The 19,127-nt window shown below is 57.3% G+C and carries 20 protein-coding genes and 4 tRNA genes; 18 read left to right on the top strand and 6 right to left on the bottom strand.

The annotated features are described in order from the left end of the window. Window positions 1–2: 2 nt before the first annotated feature. The gene (locus BM395_RS00585; RefSeq protein WP_090508528.1) at window positions 3–773 is read right to left on the bottom strand and encodes a hypothetical protein; all 771 of its coding nucleotides are present in this window, start codon (window positions 771–773) and stop codon (window positions 3–5) included. Between the two features lie 226 nt (window positions 774–999). Between BM395_RS00585 and BM395_RS00580 the strand changes: the two genes are divergently transcribed. The 5 genes from BM395_RS00580 (at window position 1,000) to BM395_RS00560 (ending at window position 2,403) form a co-directional block, all read left to right on the top strand. Next, window positions 1,000–1,075 (top strand) — tRNA-Glu (locus BM395_RS00580). Window positions 1,076–1,114: 39 nt separating this feature from the next. Beyond that, window positions 1,115–1,190: transfer RNA gene (locus BM395_RS00575), tRNA-Gly, on the top strand. Between the two features lie 74 nt (window positions 1,191–1,264). Continuing rightward, a tRNA-Glu gene (locus BM395_RS00570) sits at window positions 1,265–1,340 on the top strand. Window positions 1,341–1,379: 39 nt separating this feature from the next. Continuing rightward, window positions 1,380–1,455: transfer RNA gene (locus tag BM395_RS00565), tRNA-Gly, on the top strand. Between the two features lie 162 nt (window positions 1,456–1,617). Further along, entirely contained in the window at window positions 1,618–2,403 is a 786-nt protein-coding gene (locus BM395_RS00560; RefSeq protein WP_090508527.1) for a dienelactone hydrolase family protein, read from the top strand. Window positions 2,404–2,405: 2 nt separating this feature from the next. On the opposite strand, the gene BM395_RS00555 is transcribed toward BM395_RS00560, so the two are convergent. Continuing rightward, window positions 2,406–3,266 carry a pirin family protein gene (locus tag BM395_RS00555; RefSeq protein WP_090508526.1) on the bottom strand — a complete coding sequence of 287 codons (861 nt, stop codon included), beginning with the start codon at window positions 3,264–3,266 and terminating at the stop codon, window positions 2,406–2,408. Between the two features lie 165 nt (window positions 3,267–3,431). Between BM395_RS00555 and BM395_RS00550 the strand changes: the two genes are divergently transcribed. Next, entirely contained in the window at window positions 3,432–4,448 is a 1,017-nt protein-coding gene (locus BM395_RS00550) for an amidohydrolase family protein (RefSeq protein WP_069898758.1), read from the top strand. A gap of 67 nt (window positions 4,449–4,515) precedes the next feature. Beyond that, window positions 4,516–4,986, top strand: a complete 471-nt coding sequence (locus tag BM395_RS00545; RefSeq protein WP_090508525.1) for a DUF3859 domain-containing protein — start codon at window positions 4,516–4,518, stop codon at window positions 4,984–4,986. A gap of 83 nt (window positions 4,987–5,069) precedes the next feature. Here BM395_RS00545 and fabB read toward each other — a convergent pair whose 3' ends face one another. The 3 genes from fabB to BM395_RS00530 all read right to left on the bottom strand — a co-directional run bounded on the left by fabB (window position 5,070) and on the right by BM395_RS00530 (window position 8,932). Beyond that, window positions 5,070–6,290 carry a beta-ketoacyl-ACP synthase I gene (gene fabB, locus BM395_RS00540; RefSeq protein WP_069898755.1) on the bottom strand — a complete coding sequence of 407 codons (1,221 nt, stop codon included), beginning with the start codon at window positions 6,288–6,290 and terminating at the stop codon, window positions 5,070–5,072. An 11-nt stretch (window positions 6,291–6,301) separates the two neighbouring features. Next, window positions 6,302–6,817, bottom strand: coding sequence for a 3-hydroxyacyl-[acyl-carrier-protein] dehydratase FabA (fabA, locus tag BM395_RS00535; protein WP_069898754.1), 516 nt, complete (start codon window positions 6,815–6,817; stop codon window positions 6,302–6,304). Between the two features lie 201 nt (window positions 6,818–7,018). Then, the gene (locus BM395_RS00530) at window positions 7,019–8,932 is read right to left on the bottom strand and encodes a response regulator (RefSeq protein WP_090508524.1); all 1,914 of its coding nucleotides are present in this window, start codon (window positions 8,930–8,932) and stop codon (window positions 7,019–7,021) included. Between BM395_RS00530 and BM395_RS23690 the strand changes: the two genes are divergently transcribed. The 11 genes from BM395_RS23690 to BM395_RS00480 all read left to right on the top strand — a co-directional run bounded on the left by BM395_RS23690 (window position 8,931) and on the right by BM395_RS00480 (window position 17,992). Beyond that, window positions 8,931–9,056: a hypothetical protein gene (locus tag BM395_RS23690; protein WP_280142199.1), complete on the top strand. Its 126-nt coding sequence runs from the start codon at window positions 8,931–8,933 to the stop codon at window positions 9,054–9,056. The two genes, BM395_RS00530 and BM395_RS23690, sit on opposite strands and share 2 nt — an antisense overlap. A 195-nt stretch (window positions 9,057–9,251) precedes the next feature. After that, the gene (locus BM395_RS00525) at window positions 9,252–10,274 is read left to right on the top strand and encodes an NAD(P)H-dependent glycerol-3-phosphate dehydrogenase (RefSeq protein ID WP_069898752.1); all 1,023 of its coding nucleotides are present in this window, start codon (window positions 9,252–9,254) and stop codon (window positions 10,272–10,274) included. 12 nt (window positions 10,275–10,286) lie between these two features. Continuing rightward, a complete protein-coding gene (locus tag BM395_RS00520; protein WP_090508523.1) occupies window positions 10,287–10,634 on the top strand; it encodes a DUF4389 domain-containing protein in 348 nt (115 codons plus the stop codon). Window positions 10,635–10,644: 10 nt separating this feature from the next. Further along, complete coding sequence (sixA, locus tag BM395_RS00515) at window positions 10,645–11,106, top strand: phosphohistidine phosphatase SixA (protein ID WP_090508522.1); 462 nt, start codon at window positions 10,645–10,647, stop codon at window positions 11,104–11,106. A gap of 117 nt (window positions 11,107–11,223) precedes the next feature. Then, entirely contained in the window at window positions 11,224–12,888 is a 1,665-nt protein-coding gene (locus tag BM395_RS00510; protein WP_090508521.1) for an AMP-binding protein, read from the top strand. Window positions 12,889–12,927: 39 nt separating this feature from the next. Beyond that, window positions 12,928–13,371, top strand: a complete 444-nt coding sequence (locus tag BM395_RS00505; protein ID WP_069898748.1) for a hotdog fold thioesterase — start codon at window positions 12,928–12,930, stop codon at window positions 13,369–13,371. Window positions 13,372–13,501: 130 nt separating this feature from the next. Further along, on the top strand, window positions 13,502–14,323 hold the full coding sequence (locus BM395_RS00500; RefSeq protein ID WP_090508520.1) for an alpha/beta fold hydrolase: 822 nt from the start codon (window positions 13,502–13,504) through the stop codon (window positions 14,321–14,323). Further along, window positions 14,320–15,183 (top strand): alpha/beta hydrolase, encoded by an 864-nt coding sequence (locus BM395_RS00495; protein ID WP_090508519.1) that lies wholly within the window; start codon window positions 14,320–14,322, stop codon window positions 15,181–15,183. Before BM395_RS00500 ends, BM395_RS00495 begins: the two co-directional genes overlap by 4 nt. A gap of 51 nt (window positions 15,184–15,234) precedes the next feature. Continuing rightward, complete coding sequence (locus tag BM395_RS00490; RefSeq protein ID WP_090508518.1) at window positions 15,235–15,885, top strand: glutathione S-transferase family protein; 651 nt, start codon at window positions 15,235–15,237, stop codon at window positions 15,883–15,885. Further along, complete coding sequence (locus BM395_RS00485) at window positions 15,885–16,712, top strand: DUF4892 domain-containing protein (protein ID WP_170860524.1); 828 nt, start codon at window positions 15,885–15,887, stop codon at window positions 16,710–16,712. The genes BM395_RS00490 and BM395_RS00485 overlap by 1 nt, the downstream gene beginning before the upstream one ends. 152 nt (window positions 16,713–16,864) lie before the next feature. Then, window positions 16,865–17,992 carry an AI-2E family transporter gene (locus BM395_RS00480; RefSeq protein ID WP_090508517.1) on the top strand — a complete coding sequence of 376 codons (1,128 nt, stop codon included), beginning with the start codon at window positions 16,865–16,867 and terminating at the stop codon, window positions 17,990–17,992. A 53-nt stretch (window positions 17,993–18,045) separates the two neighbouring features. On the opposite strand, the gene BM395_RS00475 is transcribed toward BM395_RS00480, so the two are convergent. Next, a complete protein-coding gene (locus BM395_RS00475) occupies window positions 18,046–19,071 on the bottom strand; it encodes a patatin-like phospholipase family protein (protein WP_090508516.1) in 1,026 nt (341 codons plus the stop codon). Between the last annotated feature and the right edge of the window lie 56 nt (window positions 19,072–19,127).

The raw sequence follows: 19,127 nt of genomic DNA, 5'->3' as shown, positions 1-19,127 counted from the left end.
GGCTAGTCGTAGATCGACTTCTTCTTCCAGTCCTCTTCGGTTTCAAGCCCTTTGAGGCCGGCATTCAGTTCGCTGTCTTCGGCAAGTGGCGCTGGCGAGGTTTCGACCAGTTGGCTGTTGGCCTGATCGAGTTGCGCTTGCAGCTTCTCTATTGCGCGTTGGTAGCGCTCCGGTGAAGGCTGTTTATGCAGCATTTGCACGCCTTGCTCAAATGCCCGTCGCGCTCTGCCAGGCTGGCCGTTCTGTAAGGCCAGGCGACCGATGCTGCTGAACAGCTCTATATGCATTTGCGCCAGCAGGTGTTGCACTTCGCCTTGCCAGTGTTTGGCTTCCTGCACGCTCAGGGCGCCATCTTTGGCGCTGCGCAGGATCAACGTGTGCAGGTTTTCCAGTTGCTGGCGCACTTCATTGCCGCGCGGCTCAGAGTTGATTGCCTGCAGCGGGTTATTCAGAACAATGTCCTGGCCCAGAGACAATTGCTGGGTGAGTGCTTGCTTGCGGCTGATTGCACCCTGGTTTTTTTTGTCGAGCAGCAGAAGCTGATTGACGAAGTGCAATTGCAGGCGGCTGAGCAGCAGCTTGAGGTCAGCCGACATTAGCTGGCCGGGCAGGGCGTCGGACAGACCGCTGCAGCGTTGGATGCGGTCATTCAACTCCGAGGTGCGCCGCGAGGTTTCGAGCTTTTTGCGCTCCACCCAGTGGTTACAGTAGGCAATGGCAATGAGCAGGCCAATGCCCGATACAACAAGAATGGTAATGACCAGGGGCGACATCTATCAGCTCCGTGCAGTGCTTAGATTTTGCCCGAGTGTAGTGCCTAGGCTTTATAAGTGGGTAGTGTGGGGCTGAATTAGCGGGTGAAGTCTTTGATTTTAAAAAATTTTTACAGAAGTGTTGACGAGTTGCTTCTGGCTCCATAGAATGCGCGCCACTTCTTAGCGCAATGTTGAAAGACGAAGCCTAGTGAAGTCGGATGGCATGTAGTGATATCCGGGCAATGTCCCCTTCGTCTAGTGGCCTAGGACACCGCCCTTTCACGGCGGTAACAGGGGTTCGAGTCCCCTAGGGGACGCCATTTTTGTTGTAAGCGCTGTTGTTTAGCGTGCTGTAATTTGCGGGAATAGCTCAGTTGGTAGAGCACGACCTTGCCAAGGTCGGGGTCGCGAGTTCGAGTCTCGTTTCCCGCTCCAAATTTTGCGGTGATGCTTGAAAACCATCGTCGTGTTTGATTAAGGTAACTTGATCGAACGAAAAAAAGTTCAAGGTCCCCTTCGTCTAGTGGCCTAGGACACCGCCCTTTCACGGCGGTAACAGGGGTTCGAGTCCCCTAGGGGACGCCATTTTTGTTGTAAGCGCTGTTGTTTAGCGTGCTGTAATTTGCGGGAATAGCTCAGTTGGTAGAGCACGACCTTGCCAAGGTCGGGGTCGCGAGTTCGAGTCTCGTTTCCCGCTCCAAATAAACAAAAAAGCCGCTCAATAGAGCGGCTTTTTTGTGCCTGCGATTTAGGCATGCCGATTACGGCTTTCCCCTGAATATTCTGTACGCGTCGCGAACACTTGGTATTGCGCCTGAGTGCGTCTACTGTTGGATGATCATTTGCCAGTGGAGCCTTTGTCATGATCAAGTCGATTCTTCCCTATGCACTGTTGGGGATCAGCAGCCTTGCCAACGCCGAAATGGTGGCTAAAACAGTGGGTTATGAAATTGACGGTGCCGAGTACGAGGGCTTGCTGGTTTATGATCAGAGCATCAAAACGCCGCGCCCCGGCTTGCTGATGGTGCCTAACTGGCTGGGCGTAACCGAGAACGCTGCGAAAAAGGCCGCTCTGGTCGCGGGCGACAAGTATGTGGTGTTCGTCGCAGACATGTATGGCAAGTCGATTCGTCCAACCAACCCGGAAGAGGCGGGCAAGGCCGCAGGTGCGGTGCGTGCCGACCGGGTAATGATGCGCAAGCGCGCGCAGTCGGCCGTCGAAGTACTCAAAGCTGAGGGTGCGGGCGTGGCGTTGGATGCCAGCAGGCTGGGCGCGATCGGTTTTTGTTTTGGCGGCGGAACAGTGCTCGAACTGGCCCGCTCCGGGGCTGATTTAAAAGCGTTCGTGTCATTCCACGGTAATTTGGATACGCCTAATCCAGACGATGCCAAGAACATCAAGGCGCCGGTGTTGGTGTTGCATGGCGCCGATGATCCGTCTGTGCCGCAGGCTCAGGTCGATGGCTTTGTCGCCGAAATGAAGTCTGCCAAGGCTGACTGGCAACTGGTCAGTTACGGCGGCGCCGTGCATTCATTTACCAATCCGGACGCCAATGTGCCGGGGCGCAACCAATATCATCCGTTGGTCGCGGCTCGTTCATTCAAGGCCATGCACAATCTGCTTGATGAGGTGTTTGTCGCACCCTGAGGTCAGCGCGGCAAGGCAATACGCCGGGTCTCGCCTGGCACGCTGGGCCAGTCTTCGTTTGCCCAGCGTGCGCGCGCCTGATCGATAAGCGCCGCATCGCTGGCAACAAAATTCCAATTGATCCGCCGCGCTCCAATAGGCGCTCCGCCAATGATCACCCAGTGGCATTCGCTGCACGCCGTGACCGTCATCAATTGCCCGGCCGGCAGCACCACAAGTTGCTGCGCTGCGATGGGCGTGTCGTCCAGCAATGCCTCGCCTGACAATAAATAGATCGCCCGCTCTGGGTGCTCGTCAGGAATCGCCAGGGTCGAGCCAGCCTGCATTTGAATATCGGCGTAAAGCGTGGCTGAGCGCACGTTGACGGGCGACTCCAGGCAAAAGCCAGTCCCGGCAATCAGGCAAATGCGAACCCCAAGCCCTTCGCTTACCGGCAGGCTGGCCGCCGGGTAGTAGGTGTAGCTGGGATCGCACATCTCTTCACTGGCGGGCAGGGCCAGCCAGATCTGCAGGCCATGCAATTTCCCGCCGCTTTGCTTGAGCGTTTCAGGAGTGCGCTCGACGTGGGCGACCGCTTTGCCTGCGGTCATCCAGCTCACATCGCCGGGGCTGACAATTTGATCGGAGCCCAGGCTGTCTTTGTGCTGCAAGTTGCCCTCGAACAGATAGGTCAGGGTCGACAGGCCGATATGCGGATGTTGGTCGATACTCATACCGCTGCCGGGCGCATAGTCATGTTCAAGCATGTGATCGAAGAATACGAAAGGGCCGATGCTGCGGCACTTGGCGCTGGGCAGTGGGCGCAAAATGGGGTGCCCTTCGACGGTGTCCTTGCGTGGCTGGATCGACAGCGGTGCGCTCATGTTCTGTGGTCTCGGCTGCGGTTGTTTGGGCGGTTAGCGCACAGTAGCAAATACCTGATTGATCGGTGCGTTTGGCACGTGAAAGCAGGCTGCTGAACTTGGCGTGCATCATTGAGTCTATTTTGCGTAGATCACATGGAGTGTAGGCATTTGCGGTTATCTCGAATGGGTTTGTTGTTGGTTGCGGCGCTCTCTGCGGGCGCGCAGGCGCGTGAATATCACTACAGTGATGCGCATCTGCATTACGTCGATTTCTTTCAGGAAACGGCTGGAATGGATGAGCTGTTCAGCAAGATGGCTGAAGGCAGAATTGATCATGTGATGTTGTCCGGTATTCCGGTGGCCAAGAAGTGGCACGAGGATGAGCCCAAGCGGCCACGCTATTACGCCGGGGATGATGCGGGTGCTTATTGGTTCAGCGCCACCGATACGTTCATTGCCAGCGCCTACAAGCGTCTTCCGGCCGAGCAGCGTGAGCGTTTTCATCCGTTCTTGTCGGGGATCAATCCGAACGACAAGAATGCCGATGCGCTGGTGCGGCAAATGCTGGAGCTGGACCCGGGGCTCTGGCAGGGGATTGGTGAGATTTTCACCCGCCACGATGACCTGACGTCTTTGATCGACGGGGAAACGCCGCGCGCCGATAACGAGGCGCTGGCGCGTATTTATCATCTGGCTGCCGAATATGATTTGCCGGTGATGCTGCACTCGAATATCACCTCCAAGCGCGAAGATAATCCGCTGTACCTGGAGGAGGTCGAGACCGCGCTGCGCAATCATCCGAATGTGCGCTTCATTTGGGCGCACGCGGGCACCAGTAAAGAAATTCATCGCCATCAGAAGAAGCTGGATTTCCTTCTGCCCACGATCACGCGGATGCTTGAGCAATACCCGAATCTTTATATCGACCTTTCGTGGACGGTTTTGCACCCTTACTTGCTCGACGCTGACGGCAATCCGGACCCTGAGTGGGTGCAGTTGGTGAGTAGTTACCCGGCGCGCTTCATGCTTGGATCAGATGTGGTGGGGCGTTTCGACAATGTGGGCAAAATCATGTCAGAGTTCGATCCGTTTCTCGATGCGCTTCCCGAGGCGGTTGCTCAGCAGGTTGCCCGCGATAATTTCCTCGCCGTATTGCCGCGCAAGGTTCAGGCTGAGGTCGCGGGGCAGGAGGGTCGCTAACAGCAGTTGTCATCGGCTTGTCATGAGGTTGTCATAGGCTCGCGGGATCTAAAACAAGGAGCGCATCATGTTTTACTCCCGATTGCCGGCACTGTTGAGTGTGGCCTGCCTGACCTTTGCAACTGCTACGCATGCTGAAGTCCGGGTCGAAGGCCCGGTCGAGTACGGCGTTTTTCCGAGCGACTACAAAGAGTTCAAGTCTGGCGAGCGAATTCTCGGTCAGGCCGGTCGGCCGATGGAGCGCACAAAGGTTGTGCCGGCGAAGCTGGGCAGCAAGTTTGGCGTGCGCTACCAGTTGAGTGGCAAGAGCAAGGGCGAAGAGCCGTTGACGCTGCTGTATCTCACGCCGGGCGTGATCACACCGGACGGTAAGCGCCATGACAAATTCGTGGTGCAGCAGGAAGTCGCGGCTGATGTGAAGAATGACGTCATGGCGTATGAGTTCACTGAAGCCTATGAAATCGTGCCAGGCGAGTGGCAGTTCATGGTGTTTCAGGGCGACCGAAAGTTGCTTGAACAGCGTTTCACCGTGCGCTGACCGGACTAATCGCAGGCATTAAAAAGGGGCGCTTAAAGCGCCCCTTTTTTGTACGACATCAGCCGTGCTTACAGCTGCACGACTTACTTGCCGGTCCAGCGTTGCAAAACCAGCGTAGCGTTGGTGCCACCGAAGCCGAAGCTGTTGCTCATCACGGTGTTGAGCTCAACGTTTTCGCGCGTCTCGAGGGCAATTGGCAGGTCCGCCACTTCCGGGTCGAGTTCTTCGATGTTGGCTGAGCCGGCGATGAACTTACCTTCCATCATCAGCATGCAGTAAATGGCTTCCTGCACGCCTGCGGCGCCCAGAGAGTGGCCCGACAGGCTCTTGGTCGAGCTGATGGCTGGCGCTTTGTCCTTGAAGACTTCACGCACGCCACGCATTTCGGCCACATCACCTACCGGCGTGGAGGTGCCGTGGGTGTTGAGGTAGTCGATCGGTGCGTCAACCGTCGCGAGGGCTTGCTGCATGCAGCGAATAGCACCTTCACCGCTTGGCGCAACCATGTCGTAGCCGTCGGATGTTGCGCCGTAACCAATCACTTCGGCGTAAATCTTGGCGCCACGGGCCAGTGCGTGTTCGAGCTCTTCGACTACAACCATGCCGCCGCCACCGGCGATGACGAAACCGTCACGCTTGGCATCGTAGGCACGCGAAGCTTTCTCTGGCGTGTCGTTGTATTGGGTGGAGAGGGCGCCCATGGCATCAAACAGGCAGCTCTGGCTCCAGTGCTCTTCTTCACCGCCGCCGGCGAAGACAATATCTTGTTTGCCGAGCTGGATCTGTTCCATAGCCTGGCCAATGCAGTGAGCACTGGTTGCGCAAGCCGAGGAGACCGAATAGTTCACGCCCTTGATCTTGAATGGCGTGGCCAGGCAGGCCGATACGGTGCTGCCCATGGTGCGGGTTACACGGTAAGGCCCGACACGCTTGACGCCTTTTTCGCGCAGGGTGTCGATGGCTTCCATCTGATTCAGCGTCGAAGCACCACCGGAACCTGCGATCAAGCCGGTGCGCGGGTTGGAAACGTCTTCCGGGCTCAGGCCTGAATCTTTGATTGCCGCATCCATGGAGAGGTAGGCAAAGGCAGCTGCATCGCCCATGAAGCGTAAGATCTTGCGGTCGATTACTTCTTCAAGGTTGAGGTCGATGGAGCCGGAAACATGACTGCGCAGGCCCATTTCGGCATAGGCAGGGTTAAAACGGATACCAGCCTTACCAGCGCGGAGGTTGGCTGAGACGGTTTCTTTGTCATTGCCTAGGCAAGAAACAATGCCCAGACCGGTAATCACGACACGGCGCATGGAAAAATCCTTCAGAAGCTGTCGGTGGATGTGAACAGGCCGACGCGCAGGCCTTCTGCACTATAAATTTCACGGCCATCAACACTGACCGTACCATCGGCGATGGCCAGGATCAGCGAACGGGTGATAGTGCGTTTGATGTGCAGGGTGTAGGTGAGTTTTTTCGCGGTCGGCAATACCTGGCCGAAGAACTTAACTTCACCTGAACCCAGAGCGCGCCCGCGGCCCGGATTGCCTTGCCAGCCCAGGTAGAAACCTACCAGCTGCCACATGGCGTCAAGACCGAGGCAGCCCGGCATAACCGGATCACCTTCGAAGTGGCACGCAAAGAACCATAGATCAGGGGTGATATCGAGTTCAGCGACGATCTCGCCCTTGCCGTACTTGCCACCGGTTTCACTGATATGGACGATACGGTCCATCATCAACATGTTTGGGGCAGGTAGTTGCGCATTACCTGGGCCGAACAGTTCGCCGCGGCTGCAGCGCAACAGGTCTTCCCGGGTGAAGGCGTTTTGTTTGGTCATGCGAGCTCCTCAATAATCCCCACGCGCCAAGGTTGGGCGTATGGTCTTCACTGGCATTCAGCGAATAATGTGCTTGGGCCAGTAGCTTAGTCATAGACTATTGCGTTGTAGTGAAAGTCACAGCGCTTGTGAGTACAGTTGTACACCGTTCTGTGCCTATTCTCCCTGAAATGCGGACCGTTTGTCTCTAGTAGACAAGTCTTAAGTCGATTCCTCCGACTGACCGTGCTCACTATTTTGAGCATTCAGCCAGCGTTCAAGTACTTTGTGCAGGTCTGCTCTTTTGAACGGTTTTGCAAGGTAATCGTTCATTCCCGCGTTCAAACAGGCCTCTCTGTCGCCCTGTAGCGCATTGGCGGTGAGCGCGATTATGGGCAACTTTTTGCAATGTTTTAGCTGACGTATCTGTCGCGTCGCTTCGTAGCCATCCATCACTGGCAAGCGGCAATCCATCAAAATGGCTGCGTAGCGTTGATGGTTTTGCATGCTTACAGCTTGGGCGCCATCTTCGACCAGATCAACCTTATAGCCCAGGCTGCGCAACATGGCCTCGATCACCGTCTGATTGACCGGGTTGTCTTCAACCAGCAGCACGTGGTGATGGTTATTGGGCAATGGTTTCTGCGATAAGTTGACCGGCTGTTGTGACTGGTGTGTGAATGGCAACGGCAATTCGAGGGTGAATGTTGAACCATGGCCTTGCTTGCTCACGGCGACCAGGCTGCCGCTCATGCATTCTGCGAGGGTTTTGGCAATCGACAAACCCAATCCCGTGCCCCCGTAACGTCTTGATATCGAACTGTCCGCCTGCTGAAAAGGGCTGAACATATGCTCAAGCTGTTCGGGTGCAATACCAATGCCAGTGTCGCTGACCGAACAGCTGAACCACAGCACCTGATCGTCCAGCTGTTGCCACCGGGTCTTCAAGGTCACGCTGCCCTGTTGAGTGAACTTCAGGGCATTGCCGATCAGGTTGACGACAATCTGGCGGATGCGCGTTGGGTCCGCCTTGACCTCGATCAGTTCCAGCCCCGGTTGTGCATCCATGATCAGCTCTAACCCCAACTGTTTGGCGGTGTGCTGGAATGCCTGCAGCGAGTTGTTGAGCAGTTGCTGAAGATTGAACGACAAATACTCAAGCTCGATGGCACGGCGCTCGATACGGGAGAAATCCAGAATATCGTTGATGACTTTAAGCAGGTGCTCAGTCGACTCTACGGCAAGCGCGTTGTATTCCTGCTGCTCATCGTTCATGTCGGTGGTTTCAAGTAGCTGCAACATGCCCAGCACGCCATTCATTGGCGTGCGCAACTCGTGGCTCATCATGGCCAGGAAATCTGACTTGGCGCGGTTGGCCTGTTCGGCTTCTTCGCGTGTTTGCAGGAGTTCGGCGAAGGCTTGCTGATGTTCGCGGCCCGTATGATCGAGGCTTTTCGCCAGGCTGTTGATATGCCGCGCCAAAGTGCCGAGTTCGGTATTGTCTGGCTCGGTGATATGCGCCTGGTAATTGCCTGCGGATATTTCGGTGACGGCGTTAACCATCGAGCTGATCGGCCTGGACAAGCGCCGGGCAAGATGACGCGCCACAATGAAGGCCAGAATCAATGCCATCAGCGCCAGCAGTGCAGCTTTGATCAGTGCATCGTGCTGTTGTTGGCGCAGCACCTCATCGCTCACGCCGACGGTGACCTTGCCCAGAACGTGGGGGCTGTTGCGAGTGTCTGTGGCCTTACCCAATGCCAGTGGGCTGTGCTCGACTGGCGCCTCAAATACCATCAGGTTGGCAGGCGCATGCTCAGTCGCCTGGCCCTTTTCGCGATAAAGCAGCACGTTGTTCCGGGCGTCGCGTATCTCAAGAAAGCGTACATATGGATTACTCAGGGCGCTTTCCAGCAAGGCGTCGAGCGCGCCGAGGTTGTCTTCTTCCATGCCGTGTGCGGAAGCCGGGGCCAGATGATCGGCAATCAACTGACCGTTGCTGCGCAATGTTTCGCGCAAATCCCCAAGGCGTGAGTAAGTGAAATAACTGATCAGCAATATAGTGACCAGCAACGCCGGACCGATGCTGATCAGCTGGATGCGCGTGTGTATGCTCCAGTGACGATTAAGTGTCATGGCTGAGCTGCACACCAGCGGGATTAAAGGCGTTGCAGGCGGCTGCGCGCAGGTGCTGCGCCCTGGCAATACATGGCAACCTTACCGGCATGTTAACGCGCATGGCACGGTTTGCCTGAGTTGAGTGTGCGAGCGGTACTCATAAGTGATCCTGATTATTAGACGTTTTCTGCCTGCGGGGCGCGTGTTTCAGCAGCCCTGACAGGCCGGCGTTCTATGTTGGCTAAGGCATTGGGTTAGAGCAAGTGCTGGCCGAGAGGTTTATGGCCCGTATAATGCGTTTAGATCGCCATGGCACATGGCTAACTACGGACTTGTTATGACTGAGCAGCAACCTATCGCCGTACTCGGCGGCGGCAGCTTCGGCACCGCAATTGCCAACCTGCTAGCCCAAAACGGTCAGCCTGTACTGCACTGGATGCGTGATCCTGAGCAGGTTGAAGCTATAAAACAAAATGGGGAAAACCCGCGTTACCTCAAGGGCATCAAGATATTGCCCGGCATTGAGCCATTAACCGACCTTGAGCGCGCTGTGCAAAGCGCCGAGGTTATTTTTGTTGCTCTGCCGTCGAGTGCGCTGCGTCAGGCTCTGCAACCTGTTGCAGAACAATTGGCGGGTAAGATTCTGGTGAGCACCACCAAGGGCATCGAAGCCAAGAGCTTCAAGCTGATGAGCCAGATACTTGAAGATATTGCCCCAGATGCGCGCATTGGCGTGCTATCCGGCCCTAATTTGGCCCGTGAAGTGGCCGAAGGTGCGCTAACCGCTTCGGTGATCGCCAGTGAAGACGAGGCCCTGTGCCTGCAAGTGCAAGCCGTCCTTCACGGCCCTACGTTTCGCGTTTACGCCAGCGGTGATCGTTTTGGGGTCGAACTCGGCGGCGCGCTGAAAAACGTCTACGCGATCATGGCCGGCATGGCCGCTGCGATGGGCATGGGCGAGAACACCAAAAGCATGTTGATTACCCGGGCACTGGCGGAAATGACGCGTTTCGCCGTGCAGCTGGGAGCCAATCCAATGACCTTTCTCGGCCTTGCCGGGGTTGGCGACCTTATCGTTACCTGCTCGTCTTCGAAAAGCCGTAACTATCAGGTTGGTTTCGCGCTGGGCGAGGGCTTGAGCCTGGAAGAGGCCGTGGATCGCCTTGGCGAAGTGGCCGAGGGCGTGAACACCATCAAGGTGCTCAAGGAGCGTGCCGAGGAACTGGAGGTCTATATGCCTTTGGTTACTGGCTTGCATGCAATTCTTTTTGAAGGGCGAACGTTGAAGCAGGTGATCGGCGCCTTGATGCTTGCCGAGCCGAAAACTGATGTCGACTTCATTCCAGCAACCGGCTTTTAAGAGGGATACTCAATGAGCAATCAGGCCCAAGAGATCGACCGCGAATCCATTTTGTTGCGGATATTGTGGATGGTGATCTTCACCATTATCTGGCAGTTGGCCGTGTTTGTGCTCGGCACGGTTGTGCTGGTGCAGCTGGTTTACCGACTGTTCTACGGCGCACCGAACGCAACTTTGCTGCGCCTCGGGGACAGCACCAGCCAGTATTTGGCGCAGATCGGCCGTTTCGGCACCTTCAATACGGATGAGAAGCCGTGGCCATTCGCCGATTGGCCAGTGGCTCAGCCGGCTGAAGGTGAAGCGGCGCACAGCGTACCGCCGGCGCCACACCCAGTGCGCGACGAAGAACCTAAACTGTGAGATCGCCGCTATGCGTTTGTGGCTATTAAGGCACGGTGAGGCGCAGCCCTATGCGTCCAGCGATGATCAACGCCCGCTAACAGCACGGGGCAGGGCGCAAGTTTTGTTGGCCGCGGAGCAACTGCGTGGCCGACCCCTGCAGCATATTTTGGTGAGCCCTTATGTGCGCGCCCAGCAAACGGCTGAGATCGTCCGCGAGGCCATTGGTTTCGCAGGCGATTTGCAGACGGTGCCGTGGCTGACGCCCGATGATGATCCCCGTGACGTTCTGGCGCAGCTTGGGCCTTTTGAAGGCCGCGATTTATTGCTGGTGACGCATCAGCCACTGGTCGGTGCGCTTGCGGGCTGGTTGATTCATGGCCATCGCCAGCAGCCGCTGCCGATGCATACCGCCAGCCTTGCCGAGCTTGAAGGTGAGTTTCTTGCTGCGGGCGGTTTTGATCGGCTGGCGTTGGTGCATCAGGATCACTGAGCTAAATAGGTGAAGATTCAATCGTAACTAGCCCTTGCGAGTTGTGTTTGTGCGTGGAATAGTCAACCAAGCAATTGCTTGGTTCGCCCTCACAACAATAACAAGCGAGGTGGTTCGATGGCTGATGCAACGTGTTTACCGCTCGAGATGTTCTACCGGCGTGAGCGTCTTCACCCGGAAAAACTCTACATGGTTCAACCGCAGGACGACGGCACGGTTGAAAACCTGACCTGGCAAAACGTCGGTGAGCAGGCCAGACGCGCCGCGGGTTGGCTGCGCGAAAGGCAACTCCCCGCCGGAAGCCGCGTGGCGATTATCTCGAAAAACTGTGCGCACTGGATTATCGCCGATCTGGCAATCTGGATGGCCGGACACGTATCCGTTCCCTTGTATCCCAACCTCACGGCCGACTCGGTGCGTCAGGTTCTGCAACACGCCGAGGTTGAGCTGGCGTTTGTCGGCAAGCTCGACAACTGGGCGGCCATGGCGCCAGGTGTACCTGAAAACGTGCCGACTATTGGCTTGCCGTTGTGCCCCAGCGAACCCCTCAACTACAGCTGGCATGACCTGCAGCAGTGCGCCCCCATCAGCGACTCGCCCACGCCTGCCGCGGATCAGCTGGCGAGCATTATCTACACCTCCGGCACCACAGGCATGCCCAAAGGGGTGATGCACCACTTCAGTAATTTCGCTTTCGCCGCCGTTCATTCAATCGAGATGTTCACTATCGATGAGAGTGACCGGGTGCTGTCCTATCTGCCGCTGTGCCATATCGCCGAGCGGATGTTCGTCGAAATGTCCTCTTTCTATGGCGGGCAGACGGTTTTCTTTGCCCAGAACCTCGATACCTTTCTCAACGATCTCAAGCGCGCCAGACCGACGCTGTTGTTCGGTGTGCCGCGAATCTGGACCAAGTTCCAGATGGGCGTATTCAGCAAAATGCCGGCTGAGCGGCTCGACTTCATGCTCAAACTGCCGCTAATTGGCAAGCGCGTGGGTAACAAGGTACTCAGCGGTCTGGGGCTCGATGCAGTGCGCCTGGCTCTGTCGGGCGCCGCGCCGGTGCCAGAAGCCTTGCTCAAGTGGTATCAGCGCCTCGGCCTGGATGTGCTTGAGGTGTACGGCATGACCGAGAACTGCGGTTATTCGCATGTGTGCCGCAACGGCAAGTTCCGCCAAGGCTGGATTGGCCAGAACAGCATTGGCGTTGAAGTGCGCATTGACGACAACGGCGAGGTATTGGTGCGCAGCGGCGCCAATATGCAGGGCTATTACAAAGAGCCGGCAAAGACCGCCGAGGCGATGACGGCTGATGGCTTTTTGCGCACCGGTGATAAAGGCGAGCAGGATACCGAAGGTTATCTGCGCCTGACCGGCCGGATTAAAGAGATATTCAAAACCAGCAAGGGTAAATATGTCGCGCCCGCGCCAATTGAAAATCGCCTGGCGGTTAATACACGTATTGAGCAGGTTTGCGTCATCGGTGACAGCATGGCCAAGCCTTTGGCCTTATGTGTGCTTTCAGACGTGGGCCGGCACGAGGCCGCCAATGGCGCACGGGTCGAACTTGAGCAGAGCCTGAAAAGCTTGCTGGAGGAGGTCAACGCCAAGCTGGACCAGCATGAGCGCTTGCAAAGCCTGGTGCTGGTGGGCGATGTCTGGAGCATCGAAAATGGCTACCTGACGCCGACCCTGAAAATAAAACGTACGGTGGTGGAGGACGCTTACAAAGCCAACTTCGCCGCCTGGAGTGAACGCCAGGAACCAGTCATCTGGGCTTGATAGTCTGACTGGATTGGATGGAAACATTAAGGAGCAATCATGAGTGTGTGGCAACGGAATCCGGAAATCAGCGAGCTGAATGACACCCTGAAAAATACCATCGGTGAGGTGCTCGATATTCGTTTTGAGGGTTACACCGAGAACAGCCTCACGGCCAGCATGGCGGTCGATTCACGGACTCATCAACCCTACGGCTTGCTGCACGGCGGGGCTTCGGTGGTGCTGGCGGAAACCCTCGGCTCCACCGCCAGCTACCAGTGCATCGACCCCAAGCAGTTTTACTGCGTTGGCCTTGAGGTGAATGCCAACCACCTGCGCGGCTTGCGCAGTGGCCGCGTTACAGCAGTCGCACACCCCGTGCACATCGGCCGTACCACGCATGTATGGGACATTCGCCTGAGTGGTGACGATGGCAAGACCAGTTGTATTTCAAGGTTGACCGTTGCGGTGGTGCCATTGGGCAGCCAGCCGCCGAAATCTTGATTAGCTGACGATGCACGCGCCATGGTGCTCTGCCATGGCGCAGTTGGCATCATCACTGGCGTTTACAGTGGTTGTCAGCACCTTGGGGCTGCCGGACAATTTGCGCAGTTAATACAAGGTTGAATGATTGATGAGTCAGGCTATTTTCTTTGCCCACGCCAACGGTTTCCCGTCGGCCACTTACAGCCCGTTGTTCGCCGCGCTGGCGCCTGAGTATCAGGTGAATTACCTGGCGCAACATGGCCATGACCCGCGTTTTCCGGTCAACGCCAACTGGCACAGCCTGGTCGAGGAGTTGATTCATCACCTGCAAGACCGAGTTCAACAAAGCGGCGAGCCAGTCTGGGGCGTAGGGCATTCCCTCGGCGGATTGCTGCACTACCACGCCGCCTTGCTCCAGCCGCAGCTCTATCGTGGCGTGGTGATGCTCGATTCGCCCGTGCTGACCACCCTCGATCAGGTGGTGCTGCGCGCGGCCAAACGCTTTGGCTTTATTGATCACCTGACCCCTGCCGGGCGCACGCTGGGCAGGCGTGGAGAGTTCAGCGACAGCCAGGAAGCGCACCGTTACTTTGCCGGCAAAAGCTTGTTCCGCGGTTTCCATCCCGACTGCCTGAATGCTTATATCGAACACGGCCTGCACGAGGTGGATGGGCGTCTGCGGCTGCGTTTCGATCCGGCTACCGAGATCAGCATTTACCGCAACGTGCCGCATACAAGTCCAGGCCAACCGCAACATTTGCAGGTGCCGCTGGCCATCGTGCGGGGCGAGCAGAGTCGGGTGGTATTGCCGCATATGAGCCGCAAGGTTCGCCGTGCGGCCGTGGGTGAAACCTTCACGCTCCCGGGCGGGCATATGTTCCCGCTCGAGCAGCCGGATACCACCGCGCTTCTGTTGAAGAAGCTGCTGACCCGCTGGGCGCAAACTGCGCAGCATAAGGAGAGCGCATGAGCGCGACTGTAGAAGAGGTACGCATCAGCCTGCCGCACACCGAACTCGCGGCGCACATTTACGGCCCTGAGGATGGCCTGCCGGTGATTGCGCTGCATGGCTGGCTGGATAACGCCGCCAGCTTTGCCCGGTTGGCGCCGAAGCTTACCGGCTTGCGTATCGTCGCCCTCGACTTCGCCGGTCATGGTCATTCTGATCATCGCCCTGCGGGAACCAGTTATGACATCTGGGATTACGTTTATGACGTGCTCGCCGTCGCCGACCAAATGGGCTGGCAGCGGTTCTCTCTGCTGGGTCACTCGATGGGCGCAATCGTATCGGTGTTAATGGCCGGTGCATTGCCGGAACGCATAGAGCGCCTGGCGTTGATTGATGGTCTTGTGCCTTTTACCGGTGAAGCCGATGAGGCGCCGGAGCGCATGGGCAAGGCATTGCGCGATCTTATGGCCGTCGGCAACAAGCGCAAGCCGGTTTACCGAGAGTTTGACCGGGCTGTCGAGGCGCGCATGACCGGTATGATCGGCGTCAGCCGTGAGGCTGCCGAGTTGCTGGCCCTGCGCGGACTGATGCCGGTCCCTGGCGGCTATACTTGGCGTACGGACAGCCGTTTGATGCTGCCCTCGGTGATGCGGCTGACACAAGCGCACGCGCGCGCCTTCATCAGTCGGGTGCAGTGCCCGGCACATCTGATCATTGCCGAAAGCGGCTCGTTGAGTCGTCATGAGACTGTGCTGGAGTGGTTGGACGCTGCGTATTTCACTGTCACCACGTTGTCGGGCGGGCACCATCTGCACGTGGATGACGAAGCCGGAGCGCAACGTGTAGCAGACTGTTTCAAAGGATTCTTGCATCCATCTTGACTTGGTCAGGGCAACTGGGGAAAGGTGGGGGCGAATGCAATGGAGAAACGCATGATCGATTTTTACACCGCCGCCACACCCAACGGTCAAAAAGTGGCAATTGCACTGGAAGAACTGCAACTGCCCTATGAAGTCCATGCGCTTAGCTTCGAGCAAAAACAACAGAAGTCGCCCGCATTTCTGAAGATCAATCCGAACGGGCGAATCCCGGCGATCATCGACCGTGAGAATGATGATTTTGTGGTGTTTGAGTCTGGCGCGGTGTTGCTCTATCTCGCCGAGAAAACCGGTCAGCTCATGCCGACCGACGCCAAGGGACGCTCGCAGGTGATTCAGTGGTTGATGTTCCAGATGGGCGGGATCGGCCCGATGCAAGGTCAGGCCAATGTGTTCTACCGCTATCTGCCGGAAAAAATTCAGGTTGGCATCGAGCGCTATCAAAACGAAACCCGTCGCCTGTACGAAGTGCTGAATACCAAGTTGGGCGAATCCGAGTTTATTGCCGGCGACTACAGCATTGCGGACATTGCAACATTTCCCTGGGTGCGCCAATACGACTGGGCCGGTGTCTCGGTTGAGGGCCTGGATAACCTGCAACGCTGGTTGAAAACGGTCGATCAGCGTGCTGCAGTGCAGCGCGGTTTGCTGGTGCCCAAACCTGCGGATAAAGCGCAGTCCACTCAACAGACGATGGCCCGCTAATGGTGCGCTCAACTGGTTTGAAACTGCTCTGCGGCGCGTTGTTGGCAGCCGCCTGCATGAGCGCAAATGGCGCGGCGAATGATGTTGCGGGAAGCCGTGATCTTGAAATTTTGCCGCGTTTTGCGGGCAGCAAGATTGTTAATTTCGAAGAAGAGGCCGAGCAGGAACGGATCTATCCGCAAGGTTCCATTCGCCGCATCAGCGGGCGGCTGCGTTATGAAAATTCAATTGAGGCCACCGGCACCCGAATTGCGCTGACCTACCAATTGCCCTCCACACACAGCTCCGATGAGGTGTTCAACAAGGCCCGCGAAGATGTGCTGAAACAGGGCAGCGAATTGCTCTATTGGTGCCAGGGGCGTGATTGTGGCGCCAGCAGCCTGTGGGCCAACTCGGTGTTCGGCGAGTCGGGTTTATACGGTCCGGATGATCAGCAGGCGTATGCCTTGCTGAAACTGGCAGCGCCGCAAGACAACCAACTGGTTGCGCTGTACAGCATTACCCGGGGCAACCGCCGGGCCTATCTGCACGCCGAATTGTTCACGGCCAATGCGACGCTGGCCGAAGTGCTGCCAACGCCGGCAACACTCATGCGCCAACTGCGTGTGACCGGCACGCTGGAATTGTCTGCACATGAACAGCCGACCGAGGATTGGGTGACTGTGGTTGCCCGCGCCCTGAATCTCGACAGCACCATGCGTGTGACCCTGGCAGGCCCGCAGGCCGAGGCATGGCGAGAGGCGTTGGTCGAGGCGCGGGTTCGTGCTGCGCGCCTTGAGCTGGATGATGATCAGGTGCAAGGATTACGGCTCAACGTACTGCGTTGAACCCGCCGGCTCAATCTGCATCAAATAGCCAGTAGGCGACTGTCGTTTCGCTGTCGCTTCACTGGCGGTTAGCACTACTATTGCGTACTTACCCCTAAAAGCCCTGTGCATTCGCATGGGGCTTGTGCGTTGTTAATCTGCTGGAGCGGTGCATGCTCAATAATGATCGATTGCTGGTGCAAATCCTTTTGCTTGGATTGCTGGGCGCCAGCTTGTGGGTGCTTGCGCCGTTTTGGGGAGCTTTGTTCTGGGCCGCAGTTCTGGCGTTTGCGAGCTGGCCGGTCATGCGCTTCATGACTCATCTGTTGCGCGGTCGCGAGGCGCTGGCAGCGGCCATCCTGACATTTTGCTGGTTTGTGCTGGTGGCCGTGCCGCTGGGTTTTCTCGGATTCAATCTGGCAGATCACGTGCGTGAAGCCGTCACGCTGGTCAAAAGCTTGCAGCTTACCGGCCTGCCGCCTGCGCCCGACTGGTTGGCGAGTATTCCACTGGCTGGCGACTGGATGATCCGCGCCTGGAATACGGTGGATGAACAAGGCGCCCAGTTGTTTGCCACGCTGCAACCGTATCTGGGGCAGATCGGTAACTGGCTTTTGGGCCGCAGTGCGCGCATTGGCAGTAACGTGCTCGAACTCGGGCTGAGCTTGATTCTGTTGTTCTTCTTCTATCGTGATGGCCCGCGTCTCGCGGCATTTGCCGAAAGCCTGCTGGAGCGATTGATCGACGAGCGCGCCGAACATTACCGGGACTTGATTGCCGGCACCGTGCAACGCGTCGTCAATGGCGTTATCGGCACCGCGGTGGCGCAAGCAGTGTTGGCGTATATCGGTTTCTTGATTGCCGGTATTCCGGGGGCGTTGCTGCTCGGCGTGCTGACATTTGGCTTCAGCCTGATCATGGTTCCGCCACTCATCTGGGGCCCAGCCGTTGCATGGCTGGCCTGGCAGGGCAGTGTCGGCATGGCGATTTTTCTGGGCGCGTGGGGCGTGCTGATCATCAGCGGCGTCGACAACATTCTCAAACCCTACCTGATCAGCCGCGGCGGCAACCTGCCATTGGTTGTCGTACTGCTCGGGGTATTCGGCGGCATATTAGCCTTCGGTTTCATGGGCCTGTTCCTCGGCCCAACCCTGCTAGCAGTAGCCTACAACCTGCTTACAGACTGGGTCGCCGGGAAACCGGTGGCTGGCAAACCAGTCGCCGGCCCCCCAGTACCAAGCGTCATTCTGCCCGGCGATTCAGCCCTGACCACTCCGACACCCACTGAAAAGCAAATCTAAACCCACCAAGCAGACCAACCGGCAGGCTGAGTCCTCAGCCTGCCAAACCACCATTAGCCGTGGTAGTTGCCGCTCTCGTAACGGTCCAGCGTGTCGCTGGCAATCTGCCGTCCGAGCATGATCAGTTCCGGTGCCTTGTAGAACTCGAAGAACCGGCATGCACGCTTGGGCACGTTAATCAGGATATCGGGCGGATAGCCCGCAATCTTGTACTGCGCAAGCGAGGTCTGCATGACTTCAAAGCTCTGGTTGATCAATTCGAGCAACGAGGCGGGTCCGGAAATGTCCGCGACTCGCGAGCCGCTGGCGGAAACCGGCGCGCCTTCTTCCTCGGGCTCGGCACGCACTTTACCGGGTGACCGGTAAACCGCATCGGCTTCGCTCTGATCTTCGAGCAGCAACAGTTCGTCATCGGCGCCGCCTTTGCGCCGGAACTGCGGCAGTTTGGTGCTCAGCGACAGCATCAGTTGATCAAAGCGGCCCTTGAAGGCGTCTGGGCGCTCAATGACTGGCAACTGATAATTTTGCTGATTGGTCGAGTTGAGATTGACTGCAATGATCAGATCGCAGTGGCTGGAAACCACCGGCACGATAGGCAGTGGATTCAGCAGGCCGCCATCGACCAGCATGCGCTTGCCCTGAATCACCGGGGTGAACAGGCTGGGGATTGCCGCCGATGCGCGCATGGCCTGATGCAGTGAGCCTTCCTGAAACCAGATTTCCTGTTGATTGGTCAGGTCGGTGGCCACTGCCGTGAAGGGAATGGTGAGGTCTTCGATATTGATATCGCCGACGATTTCGCGGATATGCCCGAACACCTTTTCACCGCGGATGGCGCCCAGCCGGAAACTCACGTCAATCAGGCGCAATACATCCAGATAATCCAGGCTCTGGGTCCACTCGCTGTATTCCTTGAGCTTGCCAGCCGCAAAAATGCCGCCAACCACAGCTCCCATCGAACAGCCGGCTACGCAGGAAATATCATAGCCGCGGGCTTGCAACTCCTCGATCACGCCAATGTGCGCATAGCCACGAGCCCCGCCGGAGCCGAGTACCAGTGCAACTCTTTTCTTGGTCAATTTCGTCCCCTAAATAACAAACGCGCAGAGACGCGGGCGCAAAAATATAGTCGTTC

Source organism: Pseudomonas marincola (assembly GCF_900116605.1).
In the GTDB taxonomy this organism is placed as follows: Bacteria; Pseudomonadota; Gammaproteobacteria; order Pseudomonadales; family Pseudomonadaceae; genus Aquipseudomonas; species Aquipseudomonas marincola.
This window is presented reverse-complemented; position numbering and strand designations above follow the sequence as displayed.

Coding starts and splice junctions, on each gene's coding strand:
- BM395_RS00480 (WP_090508517.1), top strand. CDS start 16,865: ATGCTCAATAATGATCGATTGCTGGTGCAAATCCTTTTGCTTGGATTG.
- BM395_RS00545 (WP_090508525.1), top strand. CDS start 4,516: ATGTTTTACTCCCGATTGCCGGCACTGTTGAGTGTGGCCTGCCTGACC.
- BM395_RS00525 (WP_069898752.1), top strand. CDS start 9,252: ATGACTGAGCAGCAACCTATCGCCGTACTCGGCGGCGGCAGCTTCGGC.
- BM395_RS00585 (WP_090508528.1), bottom strand. CDS start 773: ATGTCGCCCCTGGTCATTACCATTCTTGTTGTATCGGGCATTGGCCTG.
- BM395_RS00495 (WP_090508519.1), top strand. CDS start 14,320: ATGAGCGCGACTGTAGAAGAGGTACGCATCAGCCTGCCGCACACCGAA.
- BM395_RS00485 (WP_170860524.1), top strand. CDS start 15,885: ATGGTGCGCTCAACTGGTTTGAAACTGCTCTGCGGCGCGTTGTTGGCA.
- BM395_RS00505 (WP_069898748.1), top strand. CDS start 12,928: ATGAGTGTGTGGCAACGGAATCCGGAAATCAGCGAGCTGAATGACACC.
- BM395_RS00490 (WP_090508518.1), top strand. CDS start 15,235: ATGATCGATTTTTACACCGCCGCCACACCCAACGGTCAAAAAGTGGCA.
- sixA (WP_090508522.1), top strand. CDS start 10,645: ATGCGTTTGTGGCTATTAAGGCACGGTGAGGCGCAGCCCTATGCGTCC.
- BM395_RS00500 (WP_090508520.1), top strand. CDS start 13,502: ATGAGTCAGGCTATTTTCTTTGCCCACGCCAACGGTTTCCCGTCGGCC.
- BM395_RS00520 (WP_090508523.1), top strand. CDS start 10,287: ATGAGCAATCAGGCCCAAGAGATCGACCGCGAATCCATTTTGTTGCGG.
- BM395_RS00560 (WP_090508527.1), top strand. CDS start 1,618: ATGATCAAGTCGATTCTTCCCTATGCACTGTTGGGGATCAGCAGCCTT.
- BM395_RS00550 (WP_069898758.1), top strand. CDS start 3,432: ATGGGTTTGTTGTTGGTTGCGGCGCTCTCTGCGGGCGCGCAGGCGCGT.
- BM395_RS00510 (WP_090508521.1), top strand. CDS start 11,224: ATGGCTGATGCAACGTGTTTACCGCTCGAGATGTTCTACCGGCGTGAG.
- BM395_RS00530 (WP_090508524.1), bottom strand. CDS start 8,932: ATGACACTTAATCGTCACTGGAGCATACACACGCGCATCCAGCTGATC.
- fabB (WP_069898755.1), bottom strand. CDS start 6,290: ATGCGCCGTGTCGTGATTACCGGTCTGGGCATTGTTTCTTGCCTAGGC.
- BM395_RS00555 (WP_090508526.1), bottom strand. CDS start 3,266: ATGAGCGCACCGCTGTCGATCCAGCCACGCAAGGACACCGTCGAAGGG.
- fabA (WP_069898754.1), bottom strand. CDS start 6,817: ATGACCAAACAAAACGCCTTCACCCGGGAAGACCTGTTGCGCTGCAGC.
- BM395_RS23690 (WP_280142199.1), top strand. CDS start 8,931: ATGGCTGAGCTGCACACCAGCGGGATTAAAGGCGTTGCAGGCGGCTGC.